The following is a 13,777-nucleotide window of genomic DNA, read 5'->3' as shown; positions in this document are numbered from 1 at the left end:
GGCTAATGCTCGCTCGACTGGCCGGCTGCGATCTGCCGCCAGTAGTCAGGCAGGCTGAGCAGTTCGCATAAAATGAACAGGATGGCGCCGATGGGGATCACCGACTGTGTCAGCTGCACCGGTATCCAGGTCAGGCTGTCCAGCGTCTCGCCCTGCAAGACATTCAGCACGGTAAACCCGGCCCAGGCCATCAGGATGAAGAAGCCGATGACGATGACCTCGCCGAACGCCACCGCCCACATGCGCATTGGCATCGGGATGGCCAGCAGCACCGAGTCAAAGCCGATGTGCTTGCGCCTGAGTGCGGCCAGCGCCGCGCCGTAATAGGTAATCCAGGATAAAACGACCGAGGCGACCTCGTCGTACCAGGACAGCGAGTTGCCGAGCTTGCGATACACCACCGCGACAATGACCAGCGTGGTCAGCGTCACCATCAGGGTGATCAGGATCCATTCGAGTGTGCGGCCAAGCCCGCGGCCAAATACGCCGGTCATGCTGGTTGCCCCTGGCATCGGTAAGAAGGTCTGAAAATGAAGGCCGGTAAACAAAGACCGGCCTTCATCAGGGAGGTCGGGGATGGGTAAATCATCCCCGAAATATTTCCTGTGTTAGGAACCGGAGGCTTCGGCCTGGACCTTCTCGATCAGTTCCTTGCCGCCCTCGACCGACGACGAGAACTCATCATAGATCGGCTTGGACGCCTCGATGAAGGCTGCCTTGTCGGCCGTGTTCACCGTGATGCCGCCCTTTTTCAGGTTTTCCAGCAGTTCGGTTTCCAGACCGGCCGCGGTGTCATACACAAACCCCTGCGTATCGGCAGCCACGTCCATCAGGGTTTTCTGAACGTCTTCCGGCAGCTTGCCGAAATGGGTGTCGGATACCAGCACATAGGCAGGTGTGTAGACGTGCCCGGTGATCGACAGGTACTTCTGCACTTCCTGGAACTTGGCTGACCAGATCTGTGCGTAAGGGTTTTCCTGGCCGTCGATCACGCCGGTCTTCAGCGCGGTAAACACGTCGGAAAACGCCATCGGCGTCGGGTTTGCCCCGTACAGCTTGAACATCTTGACGCGCCAGGCGCCCTTAGGCGTGCGCAGCTTGATGCCGGCCAGGTCGCCGGGCTTGTCGATCGGCTTGGTGTTGTTGGTGATGTGGCGGAAGCCGTTTTCATAGTAGCTCAGGATGCGGTAGCCCTTGGCCTTTGCCGCTGCCTGGAAGGTGTCGCCCATGGACGCCTGCACCCGCTTCATGTGATCGCGGTCCTTGATGATGTAGGGCATTTCAAACACGCCGAACGTGTCCGACACCGACGACATCACCGATGACGGCAGCGAGAAGGTGATCTGGCCGAGCTTGAGCTTCTGCAGGAGTTCCTTGTCCTTGCCGAGCTGCGAAGAGCCGAATACCTGGACTTCAGCCTTGTCGCCGAGCGCTGCATTGGCACGCTTGGCAAATTCGTCAACCGAGGCGGCAAACAGCGAACCCGGCTTGCCCACATGGCCGAACTTGAGGATCAGTTTTTCAGCGTGTGCCGCAGAGGCCATTGCGGCCAGTGCGGTTGAAAAGGCCAGAACCTTGATAATGCTTTTCATTTTCAGTTTCCTCCCAAAAGGAATTGCAGCAGGTCATTGTTATTCAGCCGCAACAGAGCTGCTTTCTTCTGTTGCGGCGGTCTTCAGATACTCCATGGCGCGTTGTGCACCGCCAATCTGGTGCGGAACGTCCGCGACGCCAAGCCCCATTTCAACGCCTGACAGGGTGCCCATCAGCATGAGATCGTTGAAGTCGCCGAGATGGCCGATGCGGAACACCTTGCCGGCCAGCCGTGACAGGCCGTTGCCCAGCGACATGTTGAAATGTTTCAGCGTGGTGGCGCGGAACTCATCGGCATTGTGCCCTTCCGGCAGCATGACGGCGGTCAGCGCGTGCGAATAGTCTTTCGGCTCGTTGCACAGGACCTCAAGGCCCCAGGCCTGCACCGCGCGCCGGGTGGCTTCGGAATGGCGCTTATGGCGGGCGAACACATTGTCGAGGCCTTCCTCGTGCAGCATGTCGATGGCTTCCGCCAGCCCGTACAGCAGGTTGGTGGCAGGCGTGTAGGGGAAGTAACCTGTCTGGTTGGGCCCGGCCATTTCGTCCCACGCCCAGTAGGATTTTTGCATTTTCGAGGTTTTGGCAGCCTCGAGAGCCTTGTCGCTGACTGCATTGAAGCTCAGGCCCGGCGGCAACATCAGGCCCTTCTGCGAACCTGCGACCGTGACATCGACGCCCCATTCGTCATGGCGGAAATCGATCGACGCCAGCGAGGAAATGGTATCGGCCATCAGCAGGGCAGGGTGGCCGGTTGCATTCATGGCGGCGCGCACATCGCCCATGCGCGATGTCGACCCGGTCGAGGTCTCGTTGTGCACCACGCACACCGCCTTGATGTCGTGTGCCTTGTCTGCGTCCAGCGCTTCGCCGATTGCTTCGGGTATCGCACCGCGTCGCCAGTCCGTCTCGATCAGGACCGGTTCAAGGCCAAGCCGCTTGGCCAACTTGCTCCACAACGAAGCAAAATGGCCGGTTTCGCACATCAATACCTTGTCGCCCGGCGACAGCGTGTTGACCAGGGCTGCTTCCCACGCACCGGTGCCCGAGGCCGGGTAGATCACCACGGTCTTGTCGGTCTTGAAGATGGATTTCATGCCGTCCAGGCATTTCAGGCCAACCTCGGCAAAGCCCGGTCCGCGATGGTCCATGGTCGGATAATCCATGGCGCGCAGCACCCGGTCCGGCACGTTGGTGGGGCCGGGGATCTGCAGAAAATGGCGGCCTGGGGCGTGCATGTAATGAAGTCCTTTGAAGTCTCAGGCGGCGGAATTGGTCAAGCCGGTTCGGCCTTGCCACCTCGATTGGAATGCGTATATTTAATTTTGCATTCAAAATTATGTCAAGGCCTATTGCGTGACCACACTTGCATTATCCTCGCTTACCAGACGCCTGCGCGATGCCGTGCAGGGCGAGGTGATGGATGATGCATTTTCGCGCGGGCGCTATGCCACCGATGCCTCGATCTACCAGATCATGCCGCGCGCGGTGGTCGTGCCGGAGACCTCTGAAGATGTGCGCAACGTCATCCGGCTGGCGCGGGAGGAAGGCGTGTCGGTGCTGCCGCGCGGCGGCGGCACCTCGCAATGCGGCCAGACGGTCAATGACGCCATTGTCATTGATACGTCGAAACACCTGAACCGGCTGGTCGAGCTGGATGTCGAAGCCCGCACCTGTGTCGTCGAGCCGGGTATTGTGCTGGACGAGTTGAACCGGCGCCTGAAGCCGCACGGGCTGTGGTATCCGATAGATGTGTCGACCGCGTCGCGCGCCACCATTGGCGGCATGGCCGGCAACAATTCCTGCGGCGGCCGGTCCCTGCGCTATGGCATGATGCGCGACAATGTGCTGGCTATCGATGCCGTCCTGGCCGATGGGTCCGAGGCACGGTTTGCGGAAGCCGGATCTGCCGGCGAGCCCGGCTTTGTCGCCGAGCTGCTGGCACTGGGGGTCCGCGAGCAGGCCGAGATCGCCAAGAAATTTCCAAAAGTCATGCGCCGTGTCGGTGGCTACAACATAGATGCGCTGGTGCCGAACGGGTCGCCGGTCAACCTGTCGTCACTGCTGGTGGGCTCGGAAGGAACGCTTGCCTGGTCCGACAGGATCACGCTCAGACTGTCACCGCTGCCGGTGCGCAAGGCCATGGGCGTATGCCACTTCCCGACATTTCATGCGGCCATGGATGCGGCCCAGCACATAGTGAAACTCGATCCGGTCGCGGTAGAGCTTGTCGACCGCACCATGATCGAACTGGCCCGCGGCATCGACATTTTCCGCCCGACCATCGAGAAGGTGGTGAAGGATGAACCGGACGCCCTGCTGCTGGTGGATTTCGCCGAGGATGACTGGGATGAAAACCTGCACCGGCTGAAACAGTTGCATCAGGTGATGGGCGATCTGGGTTTTGACTGGTCGCACACGGGCGAGCATGTCGGAGGAGTGGTTGAGGTCAACGAGCCGGGGTTGCAGTCAGACCTTGCCGAAGTGCGCAAGTCCGGCCTCAACATCATGATGTCCATGAAGCAGGAAGGAAAACCGGTCTCCTTCGTGGAAGACTGCGCCGTGCAACTGAAAGACCTCGCTGCCTACACCGCAGGTCTGACCGATATTTTTGCAAGGCACGGCACCAAAGGCACCTGGTACGCCCATGCCTCGGTCGGATGCCTGCATGTGCGCCCGGTGCTCAACATGCGGCTGGAACACGACGTGAAAACCATGCGCGCCATCGCCGAAGAGGCGTTTGAGCTGGTGCGCAAGTACAAAGGCTCGCATTCCGGCGAACACGGCGACGGTATCGTGCGTTCCGAATTCAACGGAAAAATGTTTGGCCCGCGCATGATGGCGAGCTTCCGGGACGTGAAGCAGGCGTTCGATCCTGACGGTGTGTTCAACCCGGGTAAAATTGTCGATGCGCCGAAAATGGATGACCGCTCGCTGTTCCGCTTCAACCAGGACTATGCCGTGCCGGAGATGCCGACCGCGCTCGACTGGTCGCAATGGCCCGGCGCCGGTGGTGGTTTTCAGGGCGCCATCGAGATGTGCAACAACAATGGCGCCTGCCGCAAGCTGGCCGGTGGCGCCATGTGCCCGTCCTACCGGGTCACCCGCGATGAGGCTCACCTGACCCGTGGGCGGGCCAACTCGCTCAGGCTGGCCGTATCCGGACAACTGGGGGCTGAGGCCCTGGCCGGTGATGCCATGGCGGACACCATGAAGCTGTGTGTCGGCTGCAAGGCGTGCCGTCGTGAATGCCCGACCGGTGTCGACATGGCCCGCATGAAAATCGAGGTGGCGGCAGCCCGCGTGGCCCAGGCGGGACTCTCCCTGCGTGACCGGTTGGTGGCCCACATGCCGCGCTATGCGCCTTATCTCGCCCGCATGCCCTGGCTGGCAAATGCCCGTGATGCAGTGCCTGGACTGGCCCGATTGAGTGAAACCATTGCTGGTCTGTCGGGCAAGCGGGCCTTGCCGAAATGGCGCGCTGACAGCTATCGCCATGGTGATGCTGCCGGTCCGGCTGACGGAACGCCGGTGATCCTGTTCGGGGACACGTTCAACACCTATTTCGACAGCGAGAACCTGCGTGCCGCCCGCAAGGTGCTGGCGGTCGGCGGCTTCCACGTGGTCTCGCCGTTGCCGGAAGGCTCATCGCGGCCGCCCTGCTGCGGCAGGACCTACCTGGCCTCGGGTCTGGTGGATGAGGCGCGTGCCGAGGCCAGGCGCCTGGTCGCTGCTTATCTTCCGCTGGTGCGTGCCGGGGCAAGAATCGTCGGGCTGGAACCATCCTGCCTGCTGACCCTGCGCGATGAACTGACCGCCATGAAACTGGGAGAAGAGGCAGAAGAGATTGCCGCTGCGGCTATGATGTTTGAGGAATTCGTGGTTGCCCATGCGGACAGGTTTGAGTTTACGCCGCTTGAGCGCAATGTGCTGTTGCATGGTCATTGCCATCAAAAGGCGCATAATGTCATGTCCAGCGTAACCGGTGCCTTGCAACTGGTGCCGGGCCTGAAGGTCGAGACGGTTGAAAGCTCGTGCTGCGGCATGGCCGGTGCGTTCGGATACCAGGCGGAAACCTATGATGTATCCAGAGCCATGGGCGAGTTGTCCTTGCTGCCGTCGGTGCGCGCGGCAGAATCGGATACACTGATCGTGGCAGACGGCACCTCTTGCCGTCACCAGATAGCAGATGGCGCGCAGCGCGAGGCCGTTCACGTGGCCCGCGTGCTGGAGATGGCGATCGCGGACAACAGGGAAGGAACCGGTGCATGAACATTACAATGGATGAAGCCATTGTGCGGCGCTCCCTGCATGATGAACTGGTGGAGCGCCTGCAGAGGCTGATCATCGAAGGCGAGCTGGCACCGGGTGAAAAGGTGCCGGAAAAGGAGTTGTGCGAGCGCTACAACGTATCGCGCACGCCGATGCGCGAGGCTCTTAAAGTGCTGGCCTCGGAAGGCCTGGTCACCCTGACCCCCAATCGCGGTTCGTCGGTCACCGCCGTCACGGTCGAGGACCTGGAAGAAGTCTTCCCGGTGATGGGCGCGCTTGAAGCGTTGTCCGGCGAACTGGCCTGTGAGAAGATCACCGACGCCGAAATTGCCGCCGTCAGCAAGTCCCATCACGAGATGATCGGGCATTACAAGGCGCAGCGCCTGCCGGAGTACTTCGCCGCCAACGAGGCCATTCACACCGCCATCCTGAAGGCTGCCCGCAATGACACCCTGGCCGCCCAGCACCGCATGCTGTCAGCCCGCGTGCGCCGTGCCCGTTATCTCGCCAACATGACGCGGGAACGCTGGGACAAGGCAGTGGCCGAGCACGAGGAAATCCTTACTGCCCTGCAGGCCCGCGACGGCCGCAAGCTCGGCATCATCCTGAAACAGCATTTGCGCAACAAGCTGGAAACCGTGTCGGAATGGCTCAGGGCCAACGATCGCGGGTAGTGCAGGCGTCGAAAACCCTAACTCAGGCTTCTATAGCCGGTTCAGGGGCTTGCCGCCGCAATTTGACTCAATACTGCATGTATTCTGTGCCCGTTTACCACTTGGAATGGCGGCGTTTGACCCAAAGGTAAACAAATGGTTACGATATTTGTATCAAAGTCAGTAATTGAGGTCGCCATGAGTATCAGCAAATTGGGGAAGTCCGCCTATTCTCACATAGCGGTGTGGTATGACAGCGACGATGGGTCAATCCATGTGTCGATGCCCGATGTCGAGGGTTTTCACACCACAGTCGACAGCGGCCAGCATCCTGAACTGTTCGAAAAACTGTCCGATTGCCTGCAACAGGTCGGCGAACAGGCACCACCTAACCTCAGCGTTGTAGACGATCACCGGCAGCAAGCCTGAACAGTCAGTATGGCACGGCGTCGCTGCGCCCTGCCACAGAGCAGGTACGCTCCGTGGCAGAGATAAACTTCGTTCAGATCACCACATGGCAACCGGGTTGATGATCATCTGAACCGTGCCCTTGATGCGGGCCTGGCCCAGGACGAACATGAACTCACCGACATTCTCTTTCGCCAGACGTCCGGTGTTCATGGTCTCCAGGATGTAGATGCCCTTGTTTCTCAGCAACTCGACGTGGCCGTAAAACACCTTCTCACCCTTGACCGGCGGGACGACATCAAGGCCCCAGGTGTCGGCCCCGACCGCCATCGGGTCCAGTGAGGCCAGGTACTTTGCCGCGCCATTGTCGAGGCCCGGTTCCGTGCTCACCCATTCCTTGGGCGCGCTGGCCAGTTTGCCGTCGGTCCAGCCGGTGTGGATCAGCACCACGTCGCCTTCATTGATGGTGACGTTCTGCTTGGCCATGGCGGCCTTGATGTCGTCGGTCGTGATGGCCTGGCCGCCCTCCATAACCTCGACCCCGAAATGCTCCGCCATGTCTATCAGCACGCCACGCGCGATCATCGGCGGGATCTTGTCCACACTGAGCTTGGTCAGGCCGGTGATTTTCACAAAGTCGGCCGCCTTGTTGCAGTTGTAGTAGAGGTTGCCTTCGCCCAGGTGACCGAGGCCGTCAATCTGAGGGCCGGTGCCGAACCACAACTGGGCCAGGTCGTCATTGTAGGTCATGTCGTAGCCGAACACCTTGGAGTTGTCGGCGCCCTGTATCTGGTTGGGTGCGATCACCTGCAGCTTGGTGGAGCGTGGCGGGAACGCCGGCATGTCGGGGTCGACAACAATGCCCAGGGGATGGCTTTCACCTGTCTTGACCAGCTTGGCAGCAGCGATGGTGCGCTTCGGCGTTACGTAATTGGCCGCGCCGATTTCATCGTCAGGGCCCCATTTGGACGGTTTACATTCCTCCGCAAATGCTGCAACCGAAAGGCAACAGCTCATCGCCAGTCCAAGTGCAATCTGTTTAAGCATGACTTCCTCCACAAACGCGACCAATTGTCGGGCCATGAAAGAAGTGGTCGCATGCCTCCCCCACGCTGGGTAAGGATGGTCTGCTATGATTAAGACGTGTTTGTGTCGAGCCGGACGTGCGGGTCAGGTCGCATCGAAGTCGAGCACCAGTTTTTCGGTTTCAGGCCGCGCCTGGCAGGCGAGGATGTAACCGGCTTCGAGTTCCCAGGGCTGCAGCGACCAGTTCTGGTCCATGGTGGCAGAACCTTTCAGCACCTTGCACCGGCACGTGCAGCACATGCCGCCGGCGCACGAATGCGGGATTTCAAGCCCGGCAGCCTTGGCCGCACCGAGCACGGTTTCCGCTGACGGATCGACCCGCAGCTTGCGCCGGCCTCCGTCCAGAATGATTTCGACTTCAGACCCGGTCAGGTCGGGCCTGGCAGGCGGGTGTTCACCGCCCGGCTGGCCATAGGGGGTCGGTGTGAACACTTCGAACCTGATCTTGTCGAAGGCAACACCCATGTCCGTTAGTGTCGAACGCAGCGTCTTGATCATCGGCGCCGGCCCGCACAGATAGACCGCATCATAGCGCGCCGGGTCGATCAGGCCGCGCTCCTTCATGTCATTGAGCCTCGCCGCGTCGATGCGGCCGGACAGGATCTCGGCATCCTGGCCTTCCTCGGAAATCACGTGCAGCAGCGAAAGCCGCGTCAGGTAGGTGTCCTTCAGGGCGTCGAGATCGTCGCGGAACATCACGCTGTCAAAATTGCGGTTGGCGTAGACCAGTGTCACCGTGCTCTCCGGCTCGTCGCGCAGCACGGTCTTGACGATAGACAGCACCGGGGTAATGCCGGAGCCCGCCGCGATCAGCAGGTAATCATGTTTGCCGCCGGTTTCGGCCACAAAGCGGCCCTTGGGCGCCATGACCTCGATCCTGTCCCCGGTCTTCAGGCCTTGTGCAAAGCTTGAAAACACTCCGCCTTCGAGATGCTTGACGCCGATCTCCAGCCCGTCATCGGGCCGGCAGCAGATCGAATAGGAGCGGCGCACTTCCTCGCCACCCAGCTCGGCTCGCACGGTCAGATACTGACCCGGCTTGAAGGCAAATTCGGATTTCAGGGCATCCGGCAAATCGAAACGGATGGCCGTTGCCTTATCGGTCTGCGGGCGGGTGCCGGAAACCGTCAGTTCGTGAAATTGATCCTGAACCATTGCCAAATCCTCAGATGCACTTGAAATAATCAAACGGCTCCGCGCACGCCTTGCAGGTATAGTGTGCCTTGCAGGCGGTGGAGCCGAATTCGGAGACTTTTTGCGTTTCGGAACTGCCGCAGCGCGGGCAGTTGATGACGGTTTCACCGAACAGCGCCATCTTCGAATTGCTGCCCTTGACCGGCGGGGCAATGCCGTAGGCGCGCAGTTTCTCGCAGCCCTCCGGCGTGATCCAGTCGGTGGTCCACGCAGGTGACATGACCCGTTCGATGCGCGCTTCAAAGCCCGCCTCCAGCAGGGCCGCTTCAATGGCCAGTTCGATGGCCAGTACCGCAGGACAGCCGGAATAGGTGGGCGTTACATAAGCTATCGCCACGCCGTCCTCGATGGCGACCTGGCGCAGGATGCCGAGATCGGCAACGGTCACGCACGGCACTTCCGGGTCCGGTACGGCAGCCGCGGCCGCCCAGGCGCGGGCTGCATCGAGGTTTTGGGTTGTGGCAGGATTGGCCATGCGGGCTACCACTGCAGATTGGGGTAGGTGCGCTGCATGTATTGCAGCTCAGTGAGAATATGCCCCATTTCCTCACCGTGTTCGCCACTACGGCCGCCGGTCTGCGGGTGGGCCACGTCCGGGACCTCGAGCAGGCCTTGCGCAAAGATGTTTGTGATGGTTTCCGTCCAGGCCGGGCGCAGGGTTTCGACATCGGGCAGTATGCCGTTTCCGGCACAGTCGGCCATGGCGGCGGATCCCTGGAACAGCTCGTCGGTATAATGGTGCAGGGCGTCGACCGCAGCCTTCATGCGCCGGGCACTTTCCCCGGTCCCGTCGCCGAGCCGCACCACCCACTCGCCGCAATGACGAACGTGATACGCCATTTCCTTTTCCGCCTTGCCGGCGATACCGCGCAAGGTGTCGTCGGCCGAATTGGCGGATACCCACTGCCAGAACGGATGCATGAACGCGGCAAAGTACAACTGGCGCAGGATGGAATGGGCGAAATCACCGTTGGGCCGTTCTACCAGCAGGCAGTTCAGGTACTGGCGCTCAAGCCGCAGGAAGGCGAGATCGTCTTCACTGCGGCCGGCGCCCTCAATCTCGGCGGCATAGGCATAAAGCGCGCGCGACTGCCCCAACAGGTCCAGTGCCATGTTGGCAAGCCCCAGGTCCTCCTCCAGCATCGGTGCATGACCACACCATTCACTGACCCTTTGGCCGAGTATCAGGTGATCATCGGCCAGTTGCAGCACGGCCTCGAACAGGTGTGAGTGCGAGATGGCGGCGCCGGTCATCACATGTGCCCCACTTCATCGGGAATGTCGTAAAAGGTCGGATGCCGATAGACCTTGTCATCGGCAGGATCGAACATCTCCTTGCCCGACGACGGATCGGACGCCACAATCTCGGCGGACGGCACTACCCAGATGGAATTGCCTTCTCCGCGCCTGGTGTAGACGTCGCGCGCCGACTGGATGGCCAGGCTGGCATCTGCTGCGTGCAGCGAGCCGACATGCTTGTGATGCAGGCCGTTGCGCGGGCGGATAAACACTTCCCACAAAGGGGTCATTGGTTCAGGCACAGCGTTTCTCCATCCATAGTTTAGGGTCAGGACCCATTAATCTTATCCATTCTGCGGGAGGATATTTTGCCTCTGACAAGGCGAAAGGGCGCAGGAAACCTAGCCGGTTTTCAAGCTCTTTCAACACAGTCAGGGGCAAAATAGACCCCGCCCTTCGGGTTTGAAGGAAAACACCCGCCTGAAGGCGAAAAATGCTCGACAAGGCACAAAGCCTTGCCTTGCGCTTTTTCACCATCATTCGGATGTTTTCGTTCAAACAGAATTGCATAAGACTAATGGGTCCTGACCCTTGTTTGTCATGGCTTCCCATCCGAACACGTCATCCGACGGCCCGTCGGCGTTGATCTGCGCAAGTTTTGCGATGGCTTCTTCCAGTGTCGGCTGATGGCCGATGGGCACATGCCACATGACGAAATGGCGTTCCTGCATCGGCTTGAACCAGTTTTCCCTGAGCTTGTAGATCTGGGCGTGAACGGTCCCGAAGGTGAAGCGCTCAAGGTCTTCCACGCTTTCCCAGACACTCAGGTTCGGGATCATGGCCGGATCATCGTCAGGCTGCAGGCTCATGGCGTTGCCGGCAGCATCGTCCTTCAGCCGCCACACAAAACCGGGCGAGCGTTCTGCCATCGCGTTGATGCGGTCGAGATTGTTGACGAAGCCGGCAAAGCGGCGGTCGTTCACGTCGTACTTGGGATAGGCGACGTTCAGTTCTGCGATATGGGTGTTTTCGTACATTATCCATTGCCTTTGTCAGCGCCGAGACCGGGGCCGTGCGGTTCGGCGTCGAGATCCTGCCCGAAAGCCAGCAAGTGGCCATCCGGGTCGGCGACGTCGAAATCCAGGCAGCCGTAGAATGCCTCTTCCGGCGGGCGGTCGATGTCGATACCGGCGGCCTGAAACTCCTCATGCACGGCCTTGGCATCATCAACATAGATATAGGCAGCCCAATGGGTGTTTACAGGCATCTCTTCCGCCCGCAGCAATTGCAGGGCTATGCTCACATCGCCGCGCTGCATGATGGCGAACGTTGCAGGTTCACCCCAGATGCCGTTGGTGGCGAAACCGAGCCGGTTGTAATAGTCAACCGAGGCACTCAGGTCGGAGACCTGCAGCACCGGCATGGCGCGACGGGTCTTCATTATTCTGCAGCCACCTTGCGGGTTGCGCGCTTTTCGGCATGGGCAAGCGCTGCCTCGTGCACCCAGGCGCCATCGTCCCAGGCCTTCGCGCGTGCTGTGATGCGGTCCCGGTTCATGCGTCCGCCGCCCTTGACCACGCGCCAGAATTCGTCCCAGTCAATGGGTCCGTGGTCGTAGCAACTGCGCTCCTCGTTCCATTTCAGGTCCGGGTCCGGCATGGTCAGGCCGATGAATTCAGCCTGTGGCACTGTCGCATCGATGAATTTCTGGCGCAGGGCGTCATTGCTGAACCGCTTGATCTTCCATGCCATAGACTGATCGCCATGCTCGCTGTCGGCGTCATGCGGGCCGAACATCATCAGTGACGGCCACCACCAGCGGTTCAGCGCGTCCTGCGCCATGTCCTTCTGCGCCTTTGACCCGTGCGCCAGCTGCATCATGATTTCATAGCCCTGGCGCTGGTGAAAACTTTCTTCCTTGCACACCCGGATCATGGCACGCGCGTAAGGACCGAACGAACACCGGCACAGCGGTATCTGGTTCATGATGGCGGCACCGTCCACCAGCCAGCCAATGGCGCCGATATCGGCCCAGGTCGGCGTCGGATAGTTGAATATGGAGGAATACTTCGCCTTGCCCGACAGTAGTTCTTCGGTCATCTGCTCGCGCGATACTCCTAGTGTTTCTGCGGCAGAGTAAAGATAAAGCCCGTGTCCGCCTTCATCCTGCACCTTGGCGATCAGCGCGATCTTGCGCTTCAGCGTCGGTGCGCGGGTGATCCAGTTTCCTTCCGGCAGCATGCCGACAATTTCCGAATGCGCATGCTGGCCGATCTGGCGCACCAGCGTGCGGCGATAGCCGTCCGGCATCGGGTCATTGGGCTCGATCTTTTCTTCCGCGTCTATGCGCGCCTGAAAGGCGTCGAGAAACTCCGGCGTTTCTTCCGTGTGGCTGTCAGCGCCGATCAACCCTTGGGAATACATGAGCGTCCTCCATATTGGGCATTACGTGTAACAAAAAATTTTTTATTTGGCAATATTTCGTAACACGTTAAACCGCTGTTGCATGGCTCCGGAGTCGGTTTGAACCGGTAAGCCATTGTCATTCAACCAGTTTTCACTGCCTTGCAGCAGGCCATGATAGGTCTGCCCGGCCAGTTTGCGGGCCTTGTCGCCGATCCAGCCGGCCGGCAGCAGGGCGTCCGGCAAGCCCGGGTCGCGCAGTACAATGCGCCGCCAGTCGTGCAACAGCAAGGTGCGCGCTGCCATGGCTTCACCGGGTGACAGGTTTCCAGGTGCGCTGAAAGCTTGCCAGCTGCTGATGAAGGCCGTGTAGTGGGCGGCGTGTTCGTCGAGTTTCCACAGTGACAAAAGCGGTTCCGGCAGGTCGGAACCGGTTCCGGAAATCACCAGCAGGTCATCGGGCAGGCCATCCGCATCGCCGCCGATCCGAAGCCATGCCTTGCCGCCCAGGGCAACGAAGCCGTGTTTGCTGAGGCGGTTTGAGGTGTCCTGCGCCTCAACGGCGACGGTCCACTCACCGTCCCAGTCACGCGCCGCGCCTGCATAGATGCGCCGTGTCGGCTCATCGAACGCCGCGTGTCCCTGATCCGTCAGCTTGTAGAAGCTCAATCGTCCTTCACGCTCGCGCTCAACCCAGCCTTCGCCGGCCAGCCGCGACAGGGCGGTCCTGACGGCGCCTGGTTCAATGTTTAAAAGTCCCATGGCGTCTTGCAGCGTGCTCAGCGCCACGCGGCCACCGCGCAGCGCCACCGCATCCCCGAAGAAGGTGATGATCAGCGACCATACCCGCAACCGGCCGTTGCTGTGCAGCCTGTCGATGTGTCGTTCAATTTCGCGGGCGGCGTTGGTCATTTCACCCCTGTTATACGGTT

The 13,777-nt window shown here is 60.4% G+C and carries 15 protein-coding genes; 3 read left to right on the top strand and 12 right to left on the bottom strand.

Translation table 11 applies throughout. The features are described from left to right. Nucleotides 1-2 precede the first annotated feature (2 nt). From DHN55_RS00280 to DHN55_RS00270, 3 genes are all read right to left on the bottom strand, one after another. On the bottom strand, nt 3-494 hold the full coding sequence (locus DHN55_RS00280; RefSeq protein ID WP_108881615.1) for a TRAP transporter small permease subunit: 492 nt from the start codon (nt 492-494) through the stop codon (nt 3-5). A gap of 114 nt (nt 495-608) precedes the next feature. Then, the gene (locus DHN55_RS00275; protein WP_108879428.1) at nt 609-1,592 is read right to left on the bottom strand and encodes a DctP family TRAP transporter solute-binding subunit; all 984 of its coding nucleotides are present in this window, start codon (nt 1,590-1,592) and stop codon (nt 609-611) included. A 39-nt stretch (nt 1,593-1,631) separates the two neighbouring features. Next, nucleotides 1,632-2,828, bottom strand: a complete 1,197-nt coding sequence (locus DHN55_RS00270) for an aminotransferase class V-fold PLP-dependent enzyme (RefSeq protein WP_108879427.1) — start codon at nt 2,826-2,828, stop codon at nt 1,632-1,634. A 181-nt stretch (nt 2,829-3,009) separates the two neighbouring features. Here DHN55_RS00270 and DHN55_RS00265 point away from each other — a divergent pair, with 181 nt between their 5' ends. From DHN55_RS00265 to DHN55_RS00255, 3 genes are all read left to right on the top strand, one after another. Then, nucleotides 3,010-5,862, top strand: a complete 2,853-nt coding sequence (locus DHN55_RS00265; protein WP_108881614.1) for an FAD-linked oxidase C-terminal domain-containing protein — start codon at nt 3,010-3,012, stop codon at nt 5,860-5,862. Next, nucleotides 5,859-6,536: an FCD domain-containing protein gene (locus DHN55_RS00260; protein ID WP_108879426.1), complete on the top strand. Its 678-nt coding sequence runs from the start codon at nt 5,859-5,861 to the stop codon at nt 6,534-6,536. Before DHN55_RS00265 ends, DHN55_RS00260 begins: the two co-directional genes overlap by 4 nt. A 177-nt stretch (nt 6,537-6,713) precedes the next feature. After that, the gene (locus tag DHN55_RS00255) at nt 6,714-6,944 is read left to right on the top strand and encodes a hypothetical protein (protein WP_337659744.1); all 231 of its coding nucleotides are present in this window, start codon (nt 6,714-6,716) and stop codon (nt 6,942-6,944) included. A 78-nt stretch (nt 6,945-7,022) separates the two neighbouring features. Here the strand turns inward: DHN55_RS00255 and DHN55_RS00250 are convergent, their stop codons facing one another. From DHN55_RS00250 to DHN55_RS00205, 9 genes are all read right to left on the bottom strand, one after another. After that, nucleotides 7,023-7,970 (bottom strand): cyclase family protein, encoded by a 948-nt coding sequence (locus DHN55_RS00250; protein WP_108881613.1) that lies wholly within the window; start codon nt 7,968-7,970, stop codon nt 7,023-7,025. 123 nt (nt 7,971-8,093) lie between these two features. After that, a complete protein-coding gene (locus tag DHN55_RS00245; protein ID WP_108879424.1) occupies nt 8,094-9,164 on the bottom strand; it encodes a 2Fe-2S iron-sulfur cluster-binding protein in 1,071 nt (356 codons plus the stop codon). A gap of 10 nt (nt 9,165-9,174) precedes the next feature. After that, nucleotides 9,175-9,678 (bottom strand): 1,2-phenylacetyl-CoA epoxidase subunit PaaD, encoded by a 504-nt coding sequence (gene paaD / locus DHN55_RS00240; RefSeq protein WP_108879423.1) that lies wholly within the window; start codon nt 9,676-9,678, stop codon nt 9,175-9,177. A gap of 5 nt (nt 9,679-9,683) precedes the next feature. Next, nucleotides 9,684-10,457, bottom strand: coding sequence for a 1,2-phenylacetyl-CoA epoxidase subunit PaaC (gene paaC, locus DHN55_RS00235; protein ID WP_108879422.1), 774 nt, complete (start codon nt 10,455-10,457; stop codon nt 9,684-9,686). Beyond that, entirely contained in the window at nt 10,457-10,744 is a 288-nt protein-coding gene (paaB, locus tag DHN55_RS00230) for a 1,2-phenylacetyl-CoA epoxidase subunit PaaB (protein ID WP_108879421.1), read from the bottom strand. Before paaB ends, paaC begins: the two co-directional genes overlap by 1 nt. A gap of 252 nt (nt 10,745-10,996) precedes the next feature. Further along, nucleotides 10,997-11,479 (bottom strand): DUF3291 domain-containing protein, encoded by a 483-nt coding sequence (locus tag DHN55_RS00220; RefSeq protein WP_108879419.1) that lies wholly within the window; start codon nt 11,477-11,479, stop codon nt 10,997-10,999. Beyond that, a complete protein-coding gene (locus tag DHN55_RS00215) occupies nt 11,479-11,883 on the bottom strand; it encodes a VOC family protein (RefSeq protein WP_108879418.1) in 405 nt (134 codons plus the stop codon). The genes DHN55_RS00220 and DHN55_RS00215 overlap by 1 nt, the downstream gene beginning before the upstream one ends. Continuing rightward, nucleotides 11,883-12,866 (bottom strand): 1,2-phenylacetyl-CoA epoxidase subunit PaaA, encoded by a 984-nt coding sequence (paaA, locus tag DHN55_RS00210; RefSeq protein ID WP_108879417.1) that lies wholly within the window; start codon nt 12,864-12,866, stop codon nt 11,883-11,885. The genes DHN55_RS00215 and paaA overlap by 1 nt, the downstream gene beginning before the upstream one ends. Nucleotides 12,867-12,908: 42 nt before the next feature. After that, entirely contained in the window at nt 12,909-13,757 is an 849-nt protein-coding gene (locus DHN55_RS00205; protein ID WP_108879416.1) for a PaaX family transcriptional regulator C-terminal domain-containing protein, read from the bottom strand. Nucleotides 13,758-13,777 lie beyond the last annotated feature (20 nt).

Origin of the sequence: Anderseniella sp. Alg231-50, assembly GCF_900149695.1 — a bacterium.
Classification (GTDB): domain Bacteria; phylum Pseudomonadota; class Alphaproteobacteria; order Rhizobiales; family Aestuariivirgaceae; genus Anderseniella.
This window is presented reverse-complemented; position numbering and strand designations above follow the sequence as displayed.

Bases quoted from the DNA above. Each gene is read 5' to 3' on its own strand.
- paaC (WP_108879422.1), bottom strand. From the start codon at position 10,457: ATGACCGGCGCCGCCATCTCGCACTCACACCTGTTCGAGGCCGTGCTG.
- DHN55_RS00215 (WP_108879418.1), bottom strand. From the start codon at position 11,883: ATGAAGACCCGTCGCGCCATGCCGGTGCTGCAGGTCTCCGACCTGAGT.
- DHN55_RS00245 (WP_108879424.1), bottom strand. From the start codon at position 9,164: ATGGTTCAGGATCAATTTCACGAACTGACGGTTTCCGGCACCCGCCCG.
- DHN55_RS00220 (WP_108879419.1), bottom strand. From the start codon at position 11,479: ATGTACGAAAACACCCATATCGCAGAACTGAACGTCGCCTATCCCAAG.
- DHN55_RS00275 (WP_108879428.1), bottom strand. From the start codon at position 1,592: ATGAAAAGCATTATCAAGGTTCTGGCCTTTTCAACCGCACTGGCCGCA.
- DHN55_RS00270 (WP_108879427.1), bottom strand. From the start codon at position 2,828: ATGCACGCCCCAGGCCGCCATTTTCTGCAGATCCCCGGCCCCACCAAC.
- paaD (WP_108879423.1), bottom strand. From the start codon at position 9,678: ATGGCCAATCCTGCCACAACCCAAAACCTCGATGCAGCCCGCGCCTGG.
- DHN55_RS00260 (WP_108879426.1), top strand. From the start codon at position 5,859: ATGAACATTACAATGGATGAAGCCATTGTGCGGCGCTCCCTGCATGAT.
- DHN55_RS00250 (WP_108881613.1), bottom strand. From the start codon at position 7,970: ATGCTTAAACAGATTGCACTTGGACTGGCGATGAGCTGTTGCCTTTCG.
- DHN55_RS00205 (WP_108879416.1), bottom strand. From the start codon at position 13,757: ATGACCAACGCCGCCCGCGAAATTGAACGACACATCGACAGGCTGCAC.
- paaA (WP_108879417.1), bottom strand. From the start codon at position 12,866: ATGTATTCCCAAGGGTTGATCGGCGCTGACAGCCACACGGAAGAAACG.
- DHN55_RS00265 (WP_108881614.1), top strand. From the start codon at position 3,010: ATGGATGATGCATTTTCGCGCGGGCGCTATGCCACCGATGCCTCGATC.
- DHN55_RS00280 (WP_108881615.1), bottom strand. From the start codon at position 494: ATGACCGGCGTATTTGGCCGCGGGCTTGGCCGCACACTCGAATGGATC.
- DHN55_RS00255 (WP_337659744.1), top strand. From the start codon at position 6,714: ATGAGTATCAGCAAATTGGGGAAGTCCGCCTATTCTCACATAGCGGTG.